The following is a 20,678-nucleotide window of genomic DNA, read 5'->3' on the forward strand; positions in this document are numbered from 1 at the left end:
AGGCAATCCCCAGGCGCCCCCGGACGGGCTGAAATGCCCTGAACCAGCGCGCGCCAGGTGCCCCGGGCGGGCTGGGTTGCGCTGATCGGCGCTTGTCAGGTGGCGCCGGGTGGGTTGAGCGTGAGGCCCGCCTCTTGTCCGAGCGAGTCGGGTGGTGGGTGGGCATAGGCCGGGGGGCCAGGGGGCGGAGCCCCCTGGAGGGGACTGGAGGGGGCTCGGCTTCGAACGCCGGGCGAGCTGGACGGTGCCTTGTTTTCCCTTGCGCACAGGCGCAGGCCCTCTGATGTCCAGCACGGCAGGTGGCCGTGGGTGCGGATGACGTCCTGGCCGTTGCCGCGGGTGAGGTAGGTCAGGAAGCTCGAGGCCAGGGAGTCGGCCGGGGGGCGGCCGTAGGTGTAGGCGTACTCGATCTCGCGGTACGGGTAGTCGCTCGTGCCGTCCTCGATGGCGTCGACGGAGGGCGGGTCGCCGTCGAGGTTCAGGGGGTGGAGGCCCTTCGCGCGGTCGGCGACGTTGAGTTCGCTGTAGCCGATCGCGCCGGGGGTGGCGGCGACGGTGGCCAGGACCTGGTCCGTGGAATCGAGTTCGCAGCGGGCCACGGAGGCCGTGGGGTCGTCCTTGTGGAGGCAGTCGACGGAGGAGTTGGCGATCTCGCCCCGGCCCAGGACCCGGCGCTGGAACACCTGCCGGGTGCCGGAGTTGGCGTCCCGGCTGACCAGGATCACCGGCAGGTCCGGGCCGCCGAGCTCCCGCCAGTTGGGGATCTGCCCGAGGTAGAGGCGGCGGACGTCCGCCGTGGTGAGGTTCTTCAGGCGGACGTCGTCGTTGACGACGAGGGCGAAGACGGACACCGCCACACGGTTCTCGCGGAGTTCCTCCAGGCCGGCCGGCTTGGGGCCGTCGGAGAGGGCGACCATGGGCGGAGAGCCCTTCTTGCTCTTCACGCCCGCCGCGGTGAGTTCGCGGATGCCGGCCGTCGAGCCGTGCGGGTCGACGGTGAGGTGCGCGCCCTCGCAGTCGCGTTCGTACTTGCGGGCCACCTCGCGGATCACCGGGGCGAAGGCCGTGGAGCCGGTGAGCGTGAGGGTGCCGCGCTCACAGCCGATCGGGGGCGGGGCGTCGTCCCCGACGACGACCATCGTGGCGAGGGTGATCACACAGACGGTCAGGAGGATCGAGATCAGCCGGGCCGCGCGGCTGAACAGCGGCGGGGTGTCGTCCGGGGTCGCGCTGCGGTTGGGGTGCACCTCACCGTCGCGGATGCCGCCGTAGAGGCGTATGCCGTGGCCCACGTCGCCGCCCGAGAGGAGGACGAGGAGTTTGAAGTGCTCTCGGGGGTTGAGGGGGACGCGCGGGATGCGCAGGGTGTTGTCCTCGTAGTCGAAGCCGCGGTCCGCGGTGAAGTGGTCCATGAGGTGGTCGGTGTCGGTCGGCTGGGTGACCGACACTCCGCGGATGGTGCGGTCGGTGAAGACCGCGGTCAGGCCGTGGCGTTCGGGGCCCGTGTAGTCGTCGCGGGCGATGCCCTGGGAGCCGTCGTTCTCGATGCGCAGGAGGACGAGGGTGGCGTTGTCCATGCCGGGGGCCTCGTCGAACAGGCCCAGGCGGCGGTTGGGGCGGCCGGATCTGACGTCGTCGCCGATGGGGTTGTCCATCTGCACGCGGTAGCCGATGCGCTTGCGGCGCGGCACCCGGCGCTCGTACCAGACCATGACGCCGGACGCGACGATGCCGAGGAAGGCCGTCCCCACCGCCACGAGGTTCTCAGCGTTCAGCCAGTCCACTGTGGGTGCCCCCGCCACTCCCGCCAGCCGGATGTAGGGGTCACCGTACGTCCGCCCGGGGGGACATTCCGGACCGGTCGGCGGAAGTTCGCCGTACGTTCACCGCCGGGTGTAGGTGAGCTTCTCTCCGGTGGTGGGGTTGAGCCGTTGCAGCCTGCCGTCGGACAGGAGGGTGACCTCGGTGGCGGCGCCCGGGCTGCAGGAGGAGAGGGGCTCGCCGGTGGTGACCGTGGAGGGGCCTATCTCCAACGGGCCCTTGCCGGCCGGCACTTGGACCAGTTCGGCCTTGAACTCGCAGTGGTACGAGTCCCCGTCGGCGACGAGCCTGAGGACCGTGTCGCCCACCTCGCCCTGGGCGAGGGTGAGTTGACGCGTGTTCGTGCCGCTCGCGTTGTCGATGGTGGTCGTCCAGGTGCCGAGGTACGTCTGCGGGATCGCGCCGGCCGCCTCGCTGGGGGACGGGGAGGGCGTCGTCGGTTCCTCGGACCCGGTGGGGGTGGCGGCCCCGGTGCCGGTGGCGGTGGTGCTCGGCGTCGGGCCGGGGCGTGCTTCCGTGTCGGTCTCGCCGCCGTTCATCACCGCGTACACCGAGCCGCCCGCGGCGAGCGCGACGACCGCGGCGATCGCGACGAGCAGCGCGGTGGAGCGGCGGCTGCGGCGGGGCGGTTCCTGGGGGTCGTCCTCGTAGGGGGCGTACGGGGGGTGCGGCGAGGTCGCGCCGGGGCCGCCCGCCGCGTAGGGGTTGTACGGCACCGGCTGCTGTTGCGGCTGCGGCTGCTGGGCCGGCGGCTGCGGGTAGCCGTAGGGAGAAGGTGCGGGCTGCGGGTGCTGCTGCGGGTAGCCGTAGGCGGGGTGGGCCGGGGCGGCCGTACCGCCTCCCGGCACCGGCGGGATTCCCGCGACCAGCGTGGAGACGTGGTCCGGGGACGGCCCCTCGCCGCGTGGGCCGGTGTGCTCCGGGGCGGCCCCCTCCGGGTCCTCCGTCTCCAGCAGCCGTACCGCGTGCCGGCCCAGCTGGGCGACCAGGGTGCTCGGCAGCCAGGGGTCACGGGAGCGGCCCTCGGCGACGGTGTCCTCCGCGCCGGTGTGCTCCAGGATCCACTCCAGCGACGGGCGGTCGGCCGGGTCCTTGCGCAGGCAGGCGCGGACCAGGTCGGCGATGCCCTCGGGGAGGCCCGTCAGGTCGGGCTCCTCCTCGGCGATGCGGAACATCAGGGCGTGCACACCGCTGTCGGCGGAGCCGAAGGGGAGGGTGCCGGTGGCGGCGTAGGCGAGGACGGAGCCGAGGCAGAACACGTCGCAGGCGGGGGTGATGCGCTCGCCGCGCACCTGCTCGGGGGCCATGAAGCCGGGCGAGCCGATCACCGCGCCGGTGCGGGTCAGGCCGCTGTCGCCGGTCCGGGTCGGGCCGCCGTCGCCGGTCACGGTCTCCAGCGCCCGTGCGACACCGAAGTCGATGACGCGGGGGCCTTCGATGGTGACCATCACGTTGGACGGCTTGAGGTCGCGGTGGACGATCCCGGCCGCGTGGATGTTGGTGAGGGCGTGGGCGAGCCCGGCGGCGAGGATGCGCACCGACCGCTCGGGCAGCGGGCCGTGGTCCTGGCTCACGACCTGCTGGAGGCTCGGCCCGGCGACATAGCCGGTGGCGACCCAGGGCACGGCGGCCTCGGTGTCGGCGTCGAGGACGGGCGCCGTCCAGAATCCGCCGACCCGCTGGGCGTTGCGCACCTCCTGCCGGAACCGCGCCCGGAACTCCTCGCGCGCCGCCAGCTCCGGCCGGACCAGCTTCACGGCGACGGTCCGCCCCCGGTCCGAGCGGGCGAGATAGACCTGCCCCATGCCGCCCGCGCCGAGCCGCGCGAGCAGCCGGTAGCCGCCGATGCGCTGCGGATCCCCGGGGCCCAGCTTCTCCATCGCAGCGCCGCCTTTCCCCCACAGGTGTGATCGAGCCGAGAATAATCCGGCCATTCAGGGAGTCGAGCGGCGCGGTGTCTACGGTTCCATAACGGGCGCTTCCAGCTCGTCCAGCACCTTGGACAGCCGTTCCAGGACCTGGACGGCCTCGGCGAGCTCCGCCTCCCCGTACGCCTCGGCCAGCCGGTCCGCGAAGGCCGCGTGCCCGGGGTGGACGCGGGCGATCGCGGCGCGCCCCTCCTCCGTGGGCGCCAGCAGTTTGGCGCGCCGGTGCGCCGGGTTGGGCCGGTACTCGGCGAGCCGCTTGTCGACCAGCAGGTCGGCGACGCGCTGCACGCTCTGCCGGGTGATGCCCATCGCGCGGGCGATGCCCGACACCGGCAGGGGCTCGGTCAGCACCGCCCCGAGCACCTGCCACCAGGCGGCGGTGAGTCCGGCCGGCCGAGCCAGCTCCTCGGCCACGGCGAGGAACTGGCCGTTCAGCCGGAAGGCGCCGAGCGCGCTGCGGCTGAGCAGGTCCTGACGCTCACGGCTCACTGCGCGGCCGCCTTCTCCAGCACGGCGTACGCCTCGGCGTCCGAGTCGTGGAACAGCCGGTACCAGGCGTCCAGCACCTCCCCCTCGTACACGCCGAGCATCCGGAGGATCTCCCGGGCGAAGGCCACGGGCTCGGTGGGACCGGCCGTGATCAGGTTGCCGTCGGTGACGGCGTCGGCGTCGACGTACCGGTCACCGCCCGCGTACCCGGTGGCGGCGAGGTAGAAGGAGACCGCGCTGGTGTGGGCCCGGTCGTCGAGCAGGCCCTCGCGGGCGAGCCCGGCGGTGGCGCCGCAGATCGCGGCGACGGGCGTGCCGGCGTCCAGGAAGGCGCGGGCGGTGCGGGCGAAGGGGGCGAGGTCGTCGGACGTGTCCCAGAGGTCCGCGCCCGGGAGGATCAGCAGGGCGCCGTCCTCGGGGCGTACGTCGGCCAGGGCCAGGTCGGGCTGGATGCGGAGGCCGCCGACGCTGGTCACCGGGTCCGTCGACGCGCCGACGGTCCGGACCTCGTGGCCGGCGCGGGCGAGGTGGGCGGTCGCGTGCCCCGTCTCCCAGTCAGCGAGGGTGTCGTAGACGGCGAGGTACACGGGCTTGCGGGTGATGGCGCTCATGGCTCCTCCTCGGACCGTGAAGCTTTGACAGCATCCTGCCTTTTCGGCAGCTTGCTGTCAAGATTCTCCGCGCCCGCCCTACGCCCGACAACCTGTCGCGGAAACCCCTCATCCGCAGACAGGACGCCGATATCGCTTCCGCATCGCGGACACTTACCGTCACCGCATGACCCCTCAGCCCCACTCCCAGGCCGGCGCCGCCGTGAAGGCCGCCGACCGCGCGCATGTCTTCCACTCCTGGTCCGCGCAGGAGCTCATCGACCCGCTCGCCGTGGCCGGCGCGGAGGGGTCGTACTTCTGGGACTACGACGGCAGGCGTTACCTCGACCTCACGAGCGGGCTCGTCTACACGAACATCGGCTACCAGCACCCGAAGGTCGTCGCCGCGATACAGGAGCAGGCCGCACGCCTGACCACCTTCGCGCCCGCCTTCGCCGTCGAGGCCCGCTCCGAGGCGGCCCGGCTGATCGCCGAGCGCACCCCCGGCGACCTCGACAAGATCTTCTTCACCAACGGCGGCGCCGACGCGGTGGAGCACGCGGTGCGCATGGCGCGCCTGCACACCGGGCGGGCCAAGGTGCTCTCGGCGTACCGCTCGTACCACGGCGGCACCCAGCAGGCCGTGAACATCACCGGCGACCCGCGCCGCTGGGCCTCCGACAGCGCCTCGGCCGGGGTCGTGCACTTCTGGGCGCCGTTCCTGTACCGCTCGCGCTTCTACGCGCAGACCGAGGAGCAGGAGTGCGCGCGGGCGCTCGAGCACCTGGAGACGACCATAGCCTTCGAGGGGCCGGGGACGATCGCCGCGATCATCCTGGAGACCATTCCGGGGACCGCCGGGATCATGGTCCCGCCGCCCGGCTACCTGGCCGGCGTGCGCGAGCTCTGCGACAAGTACGGGATCGTCTTCGTCCTGGACGAGGTCATGGCCGGGTTCGGACGCACCGGTGAGTGGTTCGCGGCCGATCTGTTCGACGTCGTCCCCGACCTGATGACCTTCGCCAAGGGCGTGAACTCCGGATATGTGCCGCTGGGCGGTGTCGCCATCTCCGGGAAGATCGCGGAGACGTTCGGACAGCGGCCCTACCCGGGCGGTCTGACGTACTCCGGGCACCCGCTGGCCTGTGCGGCCGCCGTCGCCACGATCAACGTGATGGCGGAGGAGGGCGTCGTCGAGAACGCGCGGAACCTGGGCGCGTCCGTCGTCGAGCCGGGGCTGCGGGAGCTGGCGGAGCGCCACAGAAGCGTCGGTGACGTGCGCGGTGTCGGCATGTTCTGGGCCGTCGAGCTGGTGAAGAACCGCGAGACGCGCGAGCCGCTGGTGCCGTACAACGCGGCCGGTGAGGCGAACGCGCCGATGGCCGCCTTCGGTGCCGCCGCCAAGCAGGCCGGTGTGTGGCCGTTCATCAACATGAACCGCACCCACTTCGTGCCGCCCTGCAACGCCGGCGAGTCCGAGGTGAAGGAGGGCCTGGCGGCGCTGGACGCGGCGCTGTCGGTGGCCGACGCGTACACCGAGTAGACGCGGCGCCGCCGGGCGCGGTGCACGGACGTTCTGTGCGGAGGGCCTTGAATTCCTCGAACGCGTAAGGTGGCGTGCTCGTACATATCGACGAGTACGTGTCGACGAGTACGTGTCGACGCGTACGTGCCGACGAGCACGCCACCTGTTCGAAAGCGACGAGGGAGACGCCCCGACCATGCCCCGCAGCAGCGGCAACGGCGCCGTGACCCGCAGCACCCTGCGGCAGCAGATCGCCGACGCGCTTCGCGACGAGGTGCTGGCCGGACGGCTCCAGCCGGGTCAGGAGTTCACGGTGAAGGAGATCGCCGAGCAGTACGGCGTCTCCGCGACCCCCGTCCGCGAGGCCCTGGTCGATCTGTCGGCGCAGGGGCTGCTGGAAGCCGACCAGCACCGGGGCTTCCGCGTCCACGAGTACTCCGTCGAGGACTTCCGGGACATGATGGAAGCGCGCGCCCTGATCATCGAGGGCATGTTCCTCGCCCTGGACGAGGGCCGCCAGCGCTCCGAGAACCCGGAGGACCCGCGGATCGCCGCCGCCGTCGCGGGTGTGCGCCGGCGCGGGGAGGAGGCCCAGCGGGCGGCCACCGCCGGCGACCTCACCGTCCTCATCGGCTACGACCTGCGGTTCTGGCGCGAGCTGAGCGCGCTGTTCGGCAACCCCTACCTCGCCGACTTCCTGCACCGGCTGCGGGTGCAGTCCTGGGTGTGCCTGGTGCAGCATCTGCGCCGGCTGAGCGAGCTGCGCGGCCACCTATGGTCCGGCCACACCGAACTGGTCGACGCCCTGTATCGGCGCGACACCGCCACGGCGCGTTCGATCCTCGACGCGTACAACGCGCACTCCATCGCGCTGATCGAGCGGCTGGCGGCGGGATGAGGCTGCAGGCCACCGAGGCGACGGTCGTCGACCTCTCCGTCGTCATCCCCGCGTACAACGAGGAACGGCGTCTCGGCCCCACCCTCGACACGGTCATCCGCTATCTCCACGAGAGCGAGGACCGCTGGGGCACCTGGGAGATCGTGATCGCCGACGACGGCTCCACGGACGCCACCCGGGAGATCGTCACTCTGCGCCACGACCCCCGGCTGCGGCTGATCACCAGCCCCGGCAACCGCGGCAAGGGCCACGCCCTGCGCCTCGGGGTCGCCGCCAGCCGGGGACGCCGCGTCCTGGTCACCGACGCCGATCTCGCCGCGCCCGTGGACGAGTTGGAGCAGCTGGACAAGGCGCTCGCGGAGGGCCACGCGGCGGCGGTCGGCTCGCGAGCGGTACCGGGGTCGACGCTCGGCGACCGCCAGCACCGGGTACGCGAACTGCTCGGCACCGCGGGGAACTTACTCATACGCGGGACGACCGTGCGCGGGATACGCGACACCCAGTGCGGGTTCAAGCTGTTCGACGGCGAGAAGGTCCGTACCGCCTTCGCCGCGTCCCGGGTGGACGGGTGGGCCATCGACGTGGAGGTGCTGCGCCACTTCCAGCGGGCCGGCTGGCCGGTCGCCGAAGTGCCCGTGCACTGGTCGCACCAGGGCGGCTCGAAGGTCCGTCCGCTGGACTACCTGCGGTTCCTGCGCGACCTGGTCCGCCTCCGCATCCCGGTGCTGAGACCCGCCGACGCCGTCGTCACCGCCCTGTTCCTCACGATGGCCGTCGCGCTCTACTCCGGCCGCCTCTTCGACCCGGCCCACCGCTACCTCACCGACTCCCTCCAGGACCAGAACCAGTGGGAGTGGTTCTTCGCGGTGACCGCCGACAACGTCGCCCATCTGCGCAACCCCCTCTTCAGCGACCTCCAGGGCGTCCCCGACGGCGTGAACCTCATGGCGAACACGGCCATGCTGGGCCTGTCCGTGCCGCTCACGCCGGTCACGCTCCTGTTCGGCCCGGCCGTCACCCTGAACCTGGTGATGACGCTGGGCCTGGCCGCCACCGCCGCCGCCTGGTACTGGCTGATCGTGCGCCGGCTCGTGCCGCAGCGCGGGGCGGCCTTCGCCGGCGCCACGCTGGCCGCCTTCGCGCCGCCCATGGTCAGCCATGCCAACGCCCACCCGAACTTCGTCGTCCTGTTCATGATCCCGCTGATCGTCGACCGGGCCCTGCGCCTGTGCGCCGGACCCCGGAACACCCGGGCCACCCGAGACGCTGTGATCCTGGGCCTGATGGCGGCCTACCAGCTCTTCCTCGGCGAGGAGGCCCTGCTGCTGGCCGCCCTCGGCATGCTCCTCTTCGCCGCCGCCTACGGAGCCGTACGCCCCCGGGTGGCCCGCGAGGCCGTACGCCCGCTCCTGCGTGGCCTCGCGATCGCCGCGGCCGTCTGCCTGCCCCTGGTCGTCTACCCGCTGGCCTGGCAGTTCTCCGGCCCGCAGAGCTACACGCACATCGACCACGGCCCCGGCACCGCCAACACCGTGCGCGCCCTGCTCACCTTCGCCGAACGCTCCCTGCTCGCGGGCGACGCCGACCGCGCGAACGCCCTCTCCCTCAACCCCACCGAGCAGAACGCCTTCTACGGCTGGCCCCTGCTCCTCCTCGCCCTCGCGATCACCGTACGGCTGTGGCGGCAGCCGGCCGTCAGGGCGCTGGCGTTCACCGCGGCCGGCGCGGCCGTGCTCTCCCTGGGCGCACGCGTCCACGTCCCGCTCACCGGTACGGAGGTCCCGGGCCCGTGGGCCCTCCTCGCCGGCCTCCCGCTGCTGGAGTCGGTGATCGAGAGCCGGGTCGCGATGATCTGCGCCCCCGCCCTGGGCATGCTGCTCGCCCTCGCGATCGGCCGGCTGGCCACGGCCCGCTCCCTGGGCACCCAGTACGCCGGCCTGCTGGCCATCGGCCTCGCCCTGCTCCCCCTCGTCCCGGCCCCGCTGAAGTCCGAGCCGCGCGCCGAGGTGCCCGCCTTCTTCGCCGCCGGCACCTGGAAGGCGTACGTCCGCCCCGGCGAGTCCCTCGTGCCGGTACCGCTGCCCGAGCCCACCGCCGCGGAGGCCCTGCACTGGCAGACCGCCGCCGACCTCGGCTTCCCGATGCCCGGCGGCTACTTCAACGGCCCGTACGGCGACGGCGACCGCAGCGGCGTCTACGGCGTCCCGCTGCGCTTCACGGCGAGCCTGCTGCAGGACGTGCGGGAGACGGGCGTCGCCGCGGTGATCGACGACCGCGCCCGCGCCGAGACCCGCGAGGACCTGGCGTACTGGAGGGCGGGCGCGCTGGTGCTCGCCCCGCAGCCGCGGGACGGCGTGCTGCGGGCGACCGTGGAGAAGCTGGTGGGCCGCCCCGGTAAGTGGGTGGACGGCGTGTGGGTATGGGACCTGCACGAGGGGAGCTGACGCGTGCCGCACCGACTACCCTTCCCAGACCGGCAACGGACGACAACGACCACGTGACCGACCGCGCAATCGCCTCCGCGATCGACTACGCACCGCGCTGAGTGAGGAGCTCTCTTTGGCCTGTGACCTGTGGCTGGTACCGCTCGTCGACGTGTTGTGCCACACCCCCGACAACCCGTTCGCCGAGGAACTCGCGCAGTACAACAAGGTGCTGGCCGAGTCGGGACTCCCGCCCGTGCCGGTGTACCAGTACATGCCGGGCCTGTCCGGAGACGTGGCCCCCGTGGCCGGCTTCGACTACGACGCGCTGCACTTCCTGCGCCGCGCGTACCTGTTGCAGGTGTGCGGTCTTCCGGTGACCCCGGTCGACGAACTCGGCGGCGACTACGAGCAGCTTCTGGAGATGTTCGAGGCGACGGCCCAGCAGTCCCATCTGGTCTGGCACTACGACCACGCGGGCGCGTACGTCCCCGTCGACTTCCCGCAGCCGCTGTCCAGCGACGAACTCCTCGCCGGCGGCGGCCCGTTGGGCTCCTCTCAGGCCCTGCTGCGGGAGCTCGAGTACGTCGCCCCGTCGATCGGCATCGACCCGACGAACCCCCCGGCAGCCCCCCAGCCCCCCATCGCCCCCACGGAGTTGGAGGAACCGGCGGTCCCGGCGCCGTACGATCCCAGCCCCTTCGCCCGGGAGCGGCACGTGTGGCTGGGACTGCACGCGGCGGCGACGCGGAGTCTGGCGCAGGGGTCGATGATCGTCTTCAGCTGAGGGCGTCCTGGAGACCCGTCCGGCCACCATCGAGCACCTGGTGCGGGAGAGCGCGGCCGCCGGCCTCCGCGGACGGACCTGACCGACCGGGAAGTGAACGCGCCGAGGACGCCCCTGCGACAGGGGCGCCCTCGCCACCGCTGGACGAACGGGCCGGTCCCGATCAGAGGAACGAGTTGATCTCGATCGTCTCGTCCCGGCCCGGACCCACGCCGATCGCTGAGATCGGGGCGCCGGACATCTCCTCCAGCGCCTTGACGTAGTTCTGGGCGTTCTTCGGCAGGTCGGAGAACGACTTCGCCTTGGTGATGTCCTCGGACCAGCCCGGGAGGGTCTCGTAGACCGGCTTCGCGTGGTGGAAGTCGGACTGGGAGTACGGGAGCTCCTCGACGCGCTTGCCGTCGATCTCGTAGGCGACGCAGACCGGGATCTCCTCCCAGCCGGTCAGGACGTCCAGCTTGGTGAGGAAGAAGTCCGTCAGGCCGTTGACCCGGGTCGCGTACCGCGCGATCACCGCGTCGAACCAGCCGCAGCGGCGGTCACGGCCGGTGGTGACGCCCCGCTCGCCGCCGATGCGGCGCAGCGCCTCGCCGTCCTCGTCGAAGAGCTCGGTGGGGAAGGGGCCGGCCCCGACTCGGGTCGTGTAGGCCTTGAGGATGCCGATGACTCGGCTGATCTTCGTCGGGCCGACGCCGGCGCCGGTGCAGGCGCCGCCCGCGGTCGGGTTGCTGGAGGTGACGAAGGGGTACGTGCCGTGGTCGATGTCGAGCAGCGTGCCCTGACCGCCCTCGAAGAGGACGACCTTGTTCTCCTCCAGGGCCTGGTTGAGGACCAGGACCGTGTCGGCGACGTACGGCTGAAGCTTGTCGGCGTAACCGAGCAGCTCCTCCACCACCTGGTCGACGGCGATCGCGCGGCGGTTGTACAGCTTGGTGAGCAGCTGGTTCTTGACGTCGAGCGCCGCCTCGACCTTCTGCTGCAGAATCGACTCGTCGTACAGGTCCTGGACGCGGATGCCGACCCGGTTGATCTTGTCCGCGTAGGTCGGGCCGATGCCGCGGCCGGTGGTGCCGATCTTCCGCTTTCCGAGGAAGCGTTCCGTCACCTTGTCGACAGTCACGTTGTAGGGCGTGATGATGTGCGCGTTGCCGCTGATGAGCAGCTTCGACGTGTCGACGCCGCGCTCGTTCAGACCGCTCAGCTCGGAGAGCAGGACCGACGGGTCGACGACGACGCCGTTTCCGATGACGGGTGTACATCCGGGCGAGAGGATTCCGGAAGGGAGGAGGTGGAGTGCGTACTTCTGGTCGCCCACGACGACCGTGTGGCCGGCGTTGTTGCCGCCCTGGTAGCGCACTACGTAGTCCACCGAGCCGCCGAGCAGGTCGGTGGCCTTCCCCTTGCCTTCGTCACCCCACTGAGCACCGAGCAGCACAAGTGCGGGCACGCGCGTACACCCCTTCCGGGTGGGGCATGTCCAGGGTCAGGGGCGTGCGCGGAGGGTCTTGCCGCCGCGTGCACCGCGACCGTCGTTGGCCGCACCGCGACCGTCATCGGCCGCGAACCGTCGGACCCGGATGCCCCGGAATAGACGAAGCCCCTGGCGCAATAGCGCAAGGGGCTCTTGCACAAAGATGCTACCCGAGGAAGCGAGGCAGGACCGAGGTGGCGACTTTCGCGACGCCGGACCAGCTGCTGGTGATCATCGATCCGGTCGCCCGGAGGACGGACGGGGAGTCCGTACGGATCGCGAAAGACGTGCTCAGCGCGGGTGCGGCCGCGAAAGTGTGCCTGCCGGAGGGGCCGGAGGAATTCGCCCGGGTGCTGGCGCGGCGCGGCTCGCGGCGGCCGGTCGTCGTCGGCGACGACCGTGCGCTGACGCGGGCCGTGGCCCTGCTGCACCAGCAGCGGGAGCTGGCCGAATGCGTGCTGTCGATGGTGCCGGTGGGCAGCGCCCTGGGCGTCGCGCACGCCCTGGGGGTGCCCACGGGGGCCGTGGCGGCCGCACGGGCGGTCCTCGACGGCTCCGAACGGCGACTGGACGTCCTGGTCGACGACAGCGACGGCGTGGTGCTGGGCGCGCTGCGGATCCCGCCGGTGCCGCTCACTCCGCAGGAAGCGGCCGTCGCCGGGGGCGTACGGCCCTGGCTGCGCACCTGCCAGTCCCTCGTCCGCACCCTGGTGCCCTCCCGGCCGTCCCGTACGACCCGTACGTCCCGGGTGGCCCCCGCCCCTCCCCCGCCGGGGCCCGCGCGGCTGCGCGTCGAGGTCGACGGCGTGACCCTGGTCGACCTCGACCAGCCGGTCGAGGCGGTGTCGGTGACCCCGGACACGGCCGGCGCGGCCGTGGTGGAGGTCCGCCCGCTGTCCCTGGGCGCGGAGGCGTCGCCCCTGCAGGCACGGGGGCGGACGGTGACGGTCTCGGGAGCGGACTTCCGCTATCGGGCGGACGCGGTGGTGGCGGGACCGGTCCGGAGGCGGACATGGGTGGTGCGGGAGGGGGCGTTGGGGTTGGTGCTGCCGGAGCGGTGAGCGGGAATTCCAGCGGCGCCGGCGAGGCGGACCGCCCCGCTAGGCCTCCGGCTCTCCTGACGAGCCCACCTCGTCCTCTGCGTCGGGGGCCTGGAAGCCGGTGGTGTCCAGGGTGCAGCCGAAGGGGTCGGGGATGTAGAGCTTCTCGCCGAACGGCTTGCTGAAGCGGACCTCGTATCCCTTCGGGGACGGGGAGCCGTACACGATGGCCTGCTCCTCCTGCATGTCGAGGACCAGGTAGAGGGGGACGCCGGCCTTGCCGTACGTCTCGACCTTGTCGGTGAGGTCCTCGTCCCGGGTGGAGATCGAGGTCAGTTCGGCGACGAAGGACAGGCCTTCTCCGTCCAAGTGGTTGCTGCTTGTCTCGTACGTCCGCTCGTGCGCGGCGTGGATGTCCGGCCCGTAAGCCCGCTCGACCCCTGGGAAGACAAACAGCTGGGGAGTCCGCTCGATGATGTGGCCTGCGGGAAGGTGGGGCTCGATCTGGTTGCAGACCAGCTTCATGACGCGGGTGTAGTACCCCTTCGACCACGGCGACACGACGATGCTCCCCCTGATGATCTCGGCCTTGTAGCCGTCGGGCACGCGCAGCTCGTCGAGAAGGTCCAGAAGCTCCTCGAAGCCGCTGCGAGGCTTGGTGCCGCTCATCACCGGTCGCTCTGCCATGAGTGTCATGATGCGCCCTCCCCCCTGATACGGACCAGCCGCAACACAGAGTAGCGGACTGTGTACGTTCAGAGAGCCGGTCGGGCCATAGGGGTTCGCTGGGGGTTCGCTGGGGTCACTCCCGGAAGACCTGCTCGCGGTGCGCCCGCCACCGCTCCATCATGGCCGCGACCTCGCCCTCGATGAACTCGAAGAAGGCGAGCGTCTCGGCCATGCGGCGTCCCGCGGGGGTCGTTGCGCCGAGGCTGGCGACGCCCTCGCGCAGGGCGCCCTCCCAGCGTTTGATGAGGGCCTCGCGGTTGGTGAGGGCCTCGTACCACTGGTCGCTGTGCACCCGGTAGCGCTCCCGCCGGGAGCCGGGCTCGCGCTCCCGGGACACCAGGTGCACCTGCGCGAGGTAGCGCACCGCGCCCGAGACGGCGGCCGGGCTGATCTGCAGCTGTTCACCGAGCTCGGCCGAGGTCAGGGCGCCGGCGTCGGAGGCGAGCAGCGCGGCGAAGACCCGGGCCGGCATGCGCGGCACACCCGCCTCGACGAGCTGTGCCGCGAAGGACTCGACGAACCTCGACACGGCCTCCGCGTCCCGCACGCCACCGGCTGTTTCGCTCATGACCTCATCGTAACGGGGTTCACGCACTTCCTAACTTCACAAATTTCTGAAAGAAGCGTACGTTCGGAGGCATGACGAAGGCCATCACGGTGTCCGGACTGCACAAGTCCTTCGGCCGCACGCATGCGCTCGACGGTCTCGACCTGGAGGTAGAGGCGGGCGAGGTACACGGCTTCCTCGGTCCCAACGGCGCCGGCAAGTCCACCGCCATCCGCGTCCTGCTCGGCCTGCTGCGCGCCGACTCCGGCGCCGCCCAGATCCTCGGCCGTGACCCGTGGAAGGACGCGGTGGAGGTGCACCGCCGGATCGCGTACGTCCCCGGGGACGTGACCCTCTGGCGGAACCTGTCCGGCGGTGAGGTCATCGACCTCCTCGGCCGGCTGCGCGGAGGACTGGACGCCCGGCGCCGCGCGGAGCTGGTCGAACGCTTCGAGCTGGACCCCACCAAGAAGGGCCGCACCTACTCCAAGGGCAACCGGCAGAAGGTCGCCCTGGTCGCCGCGTTCGCCTCGGACGTCGACCTGCTCATCCTGGACGAGCCGACCTCGGGACTGGACCCCCTCATGGAGGAGGTCTTCCAGCGGTGTGTGCGTGAGGAGCGCGAGCGGGGCCGTACGGTCCTGCTGTCCTCGCACATCCTGAGCGAGGTCGAGGAGCTCTGCGACCGGGTCAGCATCATCCGCAAGGGCCGCACCGTCGAGACGGGCTCGCTGGCCGACCTGCGCCACCTCACGCGCACCAGCGTCACCGCGGAACTCGCGGGCGCCCCCAACGGGTTGGCGGACCTGCCCGGCGTCCACGACCTGGACGTGCAGGGCAGGAGGGTCCGCCTGCAGGTCGACACCGACAGACTCGACGCCGTCCTGCGGTCGCTCGGCGAGTCGGGCGTCCGGTCGCTGACGTCGACGCCGCCGACCCTGGAGGAGCTGTTCCTGCGCCACTACCAGGACGAGACGGCCGAGGTGGCGGCACGATGACGACACTGGCACCGCACCTCGCGGGGACCGGCACACTGTTGCGTTTCGCGCTGCGCCGCGACCGGGCGATGATCCCGATCTGGGTGGGCGTCAACGCCCTGATGATCCTCTCCATGCCGAACACCCTGAAGGGCCTGTACGGCACGGCCGCCGAACGCGCCGACCTGATGCGGCAGCTGACGACCAACTCCTCCCTGCGTGCCCTGGTCGGCCCGGCCTTCGACGACTCCCTCGGCGCCCTCACCGCCTGGCGCGTCGGCGTCTACGCGGGCGCGCTCGCGGCGGTGACGAGCCTGCTGATCGTCGTACGGCACACCCGCGACGAGGAGGAGAGCGGACGCCAGGAGCTCATCGCCTCCGGCATGGTGGGCCGCCGTGCCTCCCTGACCTCGGCGCTGCTGACGGCGGCCGTCGCCAACGCGGCGCTGGCGCTGCTGGTCACGGCCGGACTGGCCGGGCAGGGGGCCGTCGGCGCACTCGCTTTCGGGCTCGGCCTCGCCGCCGTCGGGATGCTCTTCGCCACGATGGCGGCGATCGTCGCACAGCTCACGGAGAGCGCGCGTCTCGCCCGGGGTCTGACCTCGGCCGTCCTGGGCGCCGCGTTCGTGCTGCGCGCGGCGGGCGACTCGGCGACGGACGACGGCTCGTCGGTGCTGACCTGGCTGTCGCCGCTCGGCTGGCTGGAGAACCTGCGGGCCTTCGCGGGCGAACGCTGGTGGGTGCTGCTGCTGTTCGCGGCGGCGATCGTCGTGCAGGGCGCGGTGGCGTACGAGCTGGCGGGCCGTCGGGACGTCGGCATGAGCTTCCTGCCCACCCTCCCGGGACCGGCCGCCGGCCGCCTCGGCACCGCCGGGGCGCTGGCCTGGCGGCTGCAGCGCGGCAGTGTGCTCGGCTGGGGCATCGGCTTCTTCCTCGCCGGGGTCGTCTACGGCGGGATGACGGAGGGCGCGGCCGAGCTGGTCGGCGACAACGAGCGGGCCCGCGAGATCTTCGAGCGGATGGGCGGCCAGTCGGGCATCACGGACGCGTTCCTCGCGTCGATGGTCGGCATGCTGGGGCTGATCGCGGCCCTCTACATCGTCGCGTCCGTCCTCCGCCTGCACGGCGAGGAGACCTCCGGCCGGGCGGAACCGGTCCTCGCGGGCGCGGTCGGCCGGCTGCGCTGGGCCGTCGGCCACCTCGTCATCGCCTTCGGCGGCGCCGCCCTGATCATGCTGCTGGCGGCGGTGGGCTTCGCGGTGGGCTACGGCAAGGACCTCGGCCCCCTCGTGGCCGCCGCCCTGGTCCAGCTCCCGGCGGTATGGGTCGTCGGCGGCCTGGCGGTCCTGCTGTACGGAGTGGCCCCTCGGCTCGCCCCCGCCGCGTGGGGAGCGGCGGGCGCGGTCCTGCTCATCGGCTGGATCGGCCCGGCGCTGGACGTCCCGCAGACAGTGCTGGACATCTCCCCCTTCGGTCACCTGCCGAAGTTGCCGGGCGGGGAGATGGAGTGGGGGCCGGTGCTGGTGCTGGTGGCTCTCGCGGCGGTGCTGGTGACCGGGGGGCTGGCGGCTCTGCGCCGGCGTGACATGACCACGTGACGTCGCGGGGAACCTCCCGTCGGTCCGCACACGTCTCTCCCGGACATGGGACAACGTACGCAGGCCGCCGCCGGATGCCTGACCGTGGCCCTCGGGGCGGGCGCGGGACTCGCGGTGTGGGCCGTCGATGTCCGCGCCCGGCTCTGGCGCTTCGAACAGGCCCCCGACTGGAGCGTCCTCTACGCGGAACTGCCGCTGGCGCTGCTCGGCGGAACGGCGGCGAGCCTGGTCCTGTGGGCGGTGGTCAGCCGCATCAGAGGGTGACGCCGAGCCCCTCCAGTCCCCTGATCACGAAGTTCGGCTTCCGTTGCGGCTCCGCCGCCGGGCTCAGGGTCGGGGCCCGCTCCAGGAGGGCTGTCATCGAGGCGGCCAGCTCGATGCGGGCCAGCGGGGCGCCGATGCAGTAGTGGATGCCCGCGCTGAAGGAGATGTGCGGGTTCTCGGAGCGGGTGAGGTCCAGACGGTCCGGGGCGGTGAAGACCGCCGGGTCGTGGTTGGCGGAGCCGAACAGCATCGCGATCTCCGCTCCCCTCGGGATCACCGTGCCGTCGACCTCGATCTCGTCCAGCACCCACCGCTCGAAGAGCTGCAGCGGGGTGTCGTAGCGCATCAGCTCCTCCACGGCGGAGGGGACGAGGGAGTGGTCGGCGCGCAGGGCGGCCAGCTGGTCGGGGTTGCGGAACAGCGCCCACCAGCCGTTGACCGTGGCGTTCACCGTGGCCTCGTGGCCGGCGTTCAGCAGGAGGACCGCCGTCGAGATCATCTCCTGCTCGGTCAGCCGGTCCCCCTCGTCGTGCGCCGCGATCAGCCCGGAGATCAGGTCGTCCCCGGGCTCCTTGCGGCGGGCGGCGATCAGCTCGCGCAGGTAGTCGGAGAACTCGACCGACGCCCGCACCGCCTTGCGTGCCGTCTCCTGCGACGGGTTCAGCTCGTACATCCCGCAGATGTCCGCCGACCAGGGCCGCAACTGCGCCCGGTCCGCCTCCGGAATGCCCAGCATCTCCGCGATCACCGCGACCGGCAGCGGCTCGGCGACGTCCGTCAGCAGATCCCCGCCGCCCGCCGCCACCAGCCCGTCCACCAGCTCACCGGCCAACCGCTCCACGTACGGCTTCAGCCGCTCCACCGTGCGCGGTGTGAACGCCTTCGACACCAGTCGCCGGATCCGCGTGTGGTCCGGCGGTTCCAGGTCGAGCATCCCGTGGTCGTTGAGCGTGTGGAACGGCTCGTGCTCCTCCGGCGGCGCCGTACGCCCGAAGTCCTCGTGCGTGAAGCGGTGCTGGTACGTCCGGCCGAGCCGCCGGTCCCGCAGCAGCGCCGAGACGTCGGCGTGGTGCGGGACGAGCCACTGGTCGGTGGGCTCGTAGTAGATCACCCGCCCCCGCTCCCGCAGCTCGGCATAGGCCGGGTACGGATCGGCCACGAACGCCGGATCCCAGGGGTCGAACACAAGGTCGGAAACAGCTGCCATGAACGGACGCTAGCCCGCCGGGGCCCCCGCTGACCAGGGGGTCTCCCCGGCCGGAGCCCGATCGGCGACGGATTCTTCGGAACATCCCGCATCCAGTCTTCAGCGGACGACATCGAATACGTTCTTCTGCAGCCCGTTGGCGTATGCCTCGTGCTCGACCAGCTTCAGCTTCTGGGTGTCCTTGTCCGTGTCACTGAACAGACGCTTGCCCGCGCCGAGAACGGCCGGTGCACGCTTCGATCAACTCGCGGCCGTGGCGCACCAAGCAGGATCTCTGACTGTGGATCACGGAGAAACTCATCGGCGTCGCCCAGCCTCGCTATCCCGGCGTCACCAGCCGCGCCTCATACGCGAACACCGCCGCCTGAGTGCGGTCCCTTAGGCCCAGTTTGACCAGGATTCTACTGACATGCGTCTTGATGGTGGACTCGGCGACCACCAGGCGCTCGGCGATCTCCGCGTTGGACAGGCCCTGGGCGATGAGGACCAGTACCTCCGTTTCTCGTTCGGTCAGGTCGCCGTAGGCGGCCTGGGCGGTGCGGGAGAAGCGGGGGCCGTCGGTCAGTTTGGAGAACTCGGTGATCAGGCGTCTGGTGACGGAGGGGGCGAGGAGGGCCTCGCCGGCGGCCACCACCCGTACTCCGTCGGCCAGCTGGCGGGCCGAGGCGTCCTTCAGGAGGAAGCCGGAGGCTCCCGCGCGGAGGGCCTGGTAGACGTATTCGTCCAGGTCGAAGGTGGTGAGGACCAGCACCTTCGCCGTGCCGTCCGCCGCGACGATCTCCCTCGTCGCCTCGATGCCGTTCAGCTCCGGCATGCGGATGTCCATCAGGACGACGTCCGGAACCAGTTCACGGACGCGTTCCACCGCCTCGCGGCCGTTGACCGCCTCGCCGACGACCTCGATGTCCGGCATCGCGTTCAGCAGGACGGAGAAGCCCTCGCGGACCATCATCTGGTCGTCCGCGATCAGTACCCGGATGGTCATGCTTCCCCTTCGCCCGCGGGGGCCATCGGCACCGGAAGGAACACCGTCACCTCGTAGCCGCCGTCCGGCGTCGGGTCCGCCGTCATCTCGCCGTTCAGCATGGTCACCCGCTCCCGCATGCCCGTGATGCCGTGCCCGGCGCCGGGTGAGGGCTTCACCAGGGCGGGGTGCGGCGGCGGGCCGTTGACTATACGCAGACCCAGGCCGCCCAGGACATAGCCGATCTCGACGCGGGCGCTCGCCCCGGGCGCGTGCCGCAGGGTGTTGCTGAGGGCCTCCTGCACGATGCGGTACGCCGACAGCTCCACCCCCTGCGGGAGTTCGCGCACCGCGCCGGTCACCACCTTCTCCACCTCCAGGCCGGCCTCCCGCACGTTGGCGATCAGCGCGTCCAGCTCGGCGAGCGTCGGCTGCGGGGCGTCCGGGGCCTGGTAGTCCTCGGCGCGGACCACGCCGAGGACCCGGCGCAGCTCCGTGAGGGCCGCGACCGCGTTCTCCCGGATCGTGGCGAACGCCTTCTCCAGTTCCGGCGGCGGGTTCTCCACCCGGTAGGGCGCGGCCTCCGCCTGGATGGCGACCACCGACATGTGGTGGGCCACCACGTCGTGCAGCTCGCGGGCGATCGTGGTGCGCTCCTCCAGCAGCGTGCGCCGGGAGCGCTCGTGCGCGGTCACCGTCTGCTGGGCCGTCACCTCCTGCTCGGCCTGCCGGCGTATCTGCCACACGGTGACGGCGAGCAGGGCGAGCGCGGAGAACACCAGCATGGGTGCGACGTTGGTGCTGTAGTGGCCCCAGCTGAAGGCCGTTTCGGCGACGAAGCCGTAGGCCGCCGTCAGCAGCCACATCCAGGCCGCCGTGCGCGGGCGGGTGCGTAGGGCGACGACCACCAGCACCATCAGGTGGGAGATGAAACTGCCCGGCAGCCACGGCCAGTTGCCGTAGGTCGTGCCGATGGCGGCGACGAGCGTCGTCGACACCAGCGACAGCCAGAACGCGCCGACCGGGCGGACCAGCGTCAGCAGCACCGGCACCAGGGCGAGCAGCCCGCACACGAGGCCCTGCACGCCACCGCTCTCGTCCACCCCCTGGACCAGCAGCGCCAGCGCACCGACGGCCACGACCAGCGCGTGCCGTCGCCACGCCGCGTACTCCCGCTTGCGGCCCGTCAGTCGGCGGGTGAGGGGCCCGTCGGGCTCCTTGCGGGGCAGCGGACGGTAGGCGAAGGCGTCCTGGAACAGGTCCTCGCGCAGCCCGCGCAGGGCGTCCACGGCCGCCCGGAACTCCGGGCTGCGCGGCCGGTAGGCGCCGTACGGGTTCTCCGGGGGCGTCGTGTGCGTCTGCGTCGTCTCGGTCACATGGAAAACGGTAGGCGGGAGCGGGGTCGCGGTCGTCACCAGTG

Annotated in this window: 18 protein-coding genes and 1 pseudogene; 8 read left to right on the forward strand and 11 right to left on the reverse strand. The window is 71.8% G+C overall.

The genetic code is table 11. The features are described 5' to 3' along the window. Positions 1-95: 95 nt before the first annotated feature. From IE263_RS00180 to IE263_RS00195, 4 genes are all read right to left on the reverse strand, one after another. Entirely contained in the window at positions 96-1,784 is a 1,689-nt protein-coding gene (locus IE263_RS00180) for a substrate-binding domain-containing protein (protein ID WP_189930991.1), read from the reverse strand. A gap of 99 nt (positions 1,785-1,883) precedes the next feature. Then, positions 1,884-3,701, reverse strand: a complete 1,818-nt coding sequence (locus IE263_RS00185) for a protein kinase domain-containing protein (protein ID WP_189930992.1) — start codon at positions 3,699-3,701, stop codon at positions 1,884-1,886. A 78-nt stretch (positions 3,702-3,779) separates the two neighbouring features. After that, the gene (locus IE263_RS00190; protein WP_189930993.1) at positions 3,780-4,238 is read right to left on the reverse strand and encodes a MarR family winged helix-turn-helix transcriptional regulator; all 459 of its coding nucleotides are present in this window, start codon (positions 4,236-4,238) and stop codon (positions 3,780-3,782) included. Beyond that, positions 4,235-4,849 (reverse strand): type 1 glutamine amidotransferase family protein, encoded by a 615-nt coding sequence (locus IE263_RS00195; protein WP_189930994.1) that lies wholly within the window; start codon positions 4,847-4,849, stop codon positions 4,235-4,237. The genes IE263_RS00190 and IE263_RS00195 overlap by 4 nt, the downstream gene beginning before the upstream one ends. A gap of 166 nt (positions 4,850-5,015) precedes the next feature. Here IE263_RS00195 and IE263_RS00200 point away from each other — a divergent pair, with 166 nt between their 5' ends. The 4 genes from IE263_RS00200 to IE263_RS00215 all read left to right on the forward strand — a co-directional run bounded on the left by IE263_RS00200 (position 5,016) and on the right by IE263_RS00215 (position 10,461). Then, positions 5,016-6,371, forward strand: a complete 1,356-nt coding sequence (locus IE263_RS00200) for an aspartate aminotransferase family protein (protein ID WP_189930995.1) — start codon at positions 5,016-5,018, stop codon at positions 6,369-6,371. 178 nt (positions 6,372-6,549) lie between these two features. Next, positions 6,550-7,251: a GntR family transcriptional regulator gene (locus IE263_RS00205; RefSeq protein WP_189930997.1), complete on the forward strand. Its 702-nt coding sequence runs from the start codon at positions 6,550-6,552 to the stop codon at positions 7,249-7,251. Next, positions 7,248-9,695: a dolichyl-phosphate beta-glucosyltransferase gene (locus IE263_RS00210; RefSeq protein WP_189930999.1), complete on the forward strand. Its 2,448-nt coding sequence runs from the start codon at positions 7,248-7,250 to the stop codon at positions 9,693-9,695. Before IE263_RS00205 ends, IE263_RS00210 begins: the two co-directional genes overlap by 4 nt. Positions 9,696-9,810: 115 nt before the next feature. Then, entirely contained in the window at positions 9,811-10,461 is a 651-nt protein-coding gene (locus tag IE263_RS00215) for a putative DNA-mimic protein (RefSeq protein ID WP_189931001.1), read from the forward strand. 163 nt (positions 10,462-10,624) lie between these two features. Here IE263_RS00215 and IE263_RS00220 read toward each other — a convergent pair whose 3' ends face one another. Beyond that, complete coding sequence (locus tag IE263_RS00220; protein WP_189931003.1) at positions 10,625-11,908, reverse strand: adenylosuccinate synthase; 1,284 nt, start codon at positions 11,906-11,908, stop codon at positions 10,625-10,627. Between the two features lie 218 nt (positions 11,909-12,126). Here IE263_RS00220 and IE263_RS00225 point away from each other — a divergent pair, with 218 nt between their 5' ends. Then, a complete protein-coding gene (locus IE263_RS00225; RefSeq protein WP_189931005.1) occupies positions 12,127-12,993 on the forward strand; it encodes a diacylglycerol kinase family protein in 867 nt (288 codons plus the stop codon). Between the two features lie 39 nt (positions 12,994-13,032). Here IE263_RS00225 and IE263_RS00230 read toward each other — a convergent pair whose 3' ends face one another. Next, on the reverse strand, positions 13,033-13,668 hold the full coding sequence (locus IE263_RS00230; protein WP_189931007.1) for a Uma2 family endonuclease: 636 nt from the start codon (positions 13,666-13,668) through the stop codon (positions 13,033-13,035). 106 nt (positions 13,669-13,774) lie between these two features. After that, a complete protein-coding gene (locus tag IE263_RS00235; protein WP_189931009.1) occupies positions 13,775-14,269 on the reverse strand; it encodes a GbsR/MarR family transcriptional regulator in 495 nt (164 codons plus the stop codon). Between the two features lie 71 nt (positions 14,270-14,340). On the opposite strand from IE263_RS00235, the gene IE263_RS00240 reads away from it, so the two are divergent. Genes IE263_RS00240 through IE263_RS00250 form a run of 3 tightly spaced genes read left to right on the forward strand, consistent with a single transcriptional unit; the run spans position 14,341 to position 17,087 of the window. After that, the gene (locus IE263_RS00240; RefSeq protein ID WP_189931011.1) at positions 14,341-15,246 is read left to right on the forward strand and encodes an ABC transporter ATP-binding protein; all 906 of its coding nucleotides are present in this window, start codon (positions 14,341-14,343) and stop codon (positions 15,244-15,246) included. Next, on the forward strand, positions 15,243-16,823 hold the full coding sequence (locus IE263_RS00245) for an ABC transporter permease (RefSeq protein WP_189931013.1): 1,581 nt from the start codon (positions 15,243-15,245) through the stop codon (positions 16,821-16,823). The genes IE263_RS00240 and IE263_RS00245 overlap by 4 nt, the downstream gene beginning before the upstream one ends. Before the next feature lie 45 nt (positions 16,824-16,868). After that, entirely contained in the window at positions 16,869-17,087 is a 219-nt protein-coding gene (locus IE263_RS00250; RefSeq protein ID WP_189931014.1) for a hypothetical protein, read from the forward strand. On the opposite strand, the gene IE263_RS00255 is transcribed toward IE263_RS00250, so the two are convergent. From IE263_RS00255 to IE263_RS00270, 4 genes and pseudogenes are all read right to left on the reverse strand, one after another. After that, positions 17,077-18,294 (reverse strand): cytochrome P450, encoded by a 1,218-nt coding sequence (locus IE263_RS00255; protein WP_189931015.1) that lies wholly within the window; start codon positions 18,292-18,294, stop codon positions 17,077-17,079. The two genes, IE263_RS00250 and IE263_RS00255, sit on opposite strands and share 11 nt — an antisense overlap. A gap of 99 nt (positions 18,295-18,393) precedes the next feature. Further along, positions 18,394-18,522: pseudogene (locus IE263_RS00260) on the reverse strand (dihydrofolate reductase family protein); the annotation flags it as partial. A gap of 91 nt (positions 18,523-18,613) precedes the next feature. After that, on the reverse strand, positions 18,614-19,279 hold the full coding sequence (locus IE263_RS00265) for a response regulator (protein WP_189931016.1): 666 nt from the start codon (positions 19,277-19,279) through the stop codon (positions 18,614-18,616). Continuing rightward, positions 19,276-20,634 carry a sensor histidine kinase gene (locus IE263_RS00270; RefSeq protein ID WP_189931017.1) on the reverse strand — a complete coding sequence of 453 codons (1,359 nt, stop codon included), beginning with the start codon at positions 20,632-20,634 and terminating at the stop codon, positions 19,276-19,278. Before IE263_RS00270 ends, IE263_RS00265 begins: the two co-directional genes overlap by 4 nt. Between the last annotated feature and the right edge of the window lie 44 nt (positions 20,635-20,678).

It is taken from the genome of Streptomyces aurantiogriseus (assembly GCF_014649375.1).
Lineage (GTDB): Bacteria > Actinomycetota > Actinomycetes > Streptomycetales > Streptomycetaceae > Streptomyces > Streptomyces aurantiogriseus.

What these genes read in the sequence shown, in the direction of transcription:
- IE263_RS00185 (WP_189930992.1), bottom strand. Translation starts at nt 3,701, where the DNA reads ATGGAGAAGCTGGGCCCCGGGGATCCGCAGCGCATCGGCGGCTACCGG.
- IE263_RS00195 (WP_189930994.1), bottom strand. Translation starts at nt 4,849, where the DNA reads ATGAGCGCCATCACCCGCAAGCCCGTGTACCTCGCCGTCTACGACACC.
- IE263_RS00200 (WP_189930995.1), top strand. Translation starts at nt 5,016, where the DNA reads ATGACCCCTCAGCCCCACTCCCAGGCCGGCGCCGCCGTGAAGGCCGCC.
- IE263_RS00205 (WP_189930997.1), top strand. Translation starts at nt 6,550, where the DNA reads ATGCCCCGCAGCAGCGGCAACGGCGCCGTGACCCGCAGCACCCTGCGG.
- IE263_RS00210 (WP_189930999.1), top strand. Translation starts at nt 7,248, where the DNA reads ATGAGGCTGCAGGCCACCGAGGCGACGGTCGTCGACCTCTCCGTCGTC.
- IE263_RS00230 (WP_189931007.1), bottom strand. Translation starts at nt 13,668, where the DNA reads ATGACACTCATGGCAGAGCGACCGGTGATGAGCGGCACCAAGCCTCGC.
- IE263_RS00235 (WP_189931009.1), bottom strand. Translation starts at nt 14,269, where the DNA reads ATGAGCGAAACAGCCGGTGGCGTGCGGGACGCGGAGGCCGTGTCGAGG.
- IE263_RS00240 (WP_189931011.1), top strand. Translation starts at nt 14,341, where the DNA reads ATGACGAAGGCCATCACGGTGTCCGGACTGCACAAGTCCTTCGGCCGC.
- IE263_RS00245 (WP_189931013.1), top strand. Translation starts at nt 15,243, where the DNA reads ATGACGACACTGGCACCGCACCTCGCGGGGACCGGCACACTGTTGCGT.
- IE263_RS00250 (WP_189931014.1), top strand. Translation starts at nt 16,869, where the DNA reads ATGGGACAACGTACGCAGGCCGCCGCCGGATGCCTGACCGTGGCCCTC.
- IE263_RS00255 (WP_189931015.1), bottom strand. Translation starts at nt 18,294, where the DNA reads ATGGCAGCTGTTTCCGACCTTGTGTTCGACCCCTGGGATCCGGCGTTC.
- IE263_RS00265 (WP_189931016.1), bottom strand. Translation starts at nt 19,279, where the DNA reads ATGACCATCCGGGTACTGATCGCGGACGACCAGATGATGGTCCGCGAG.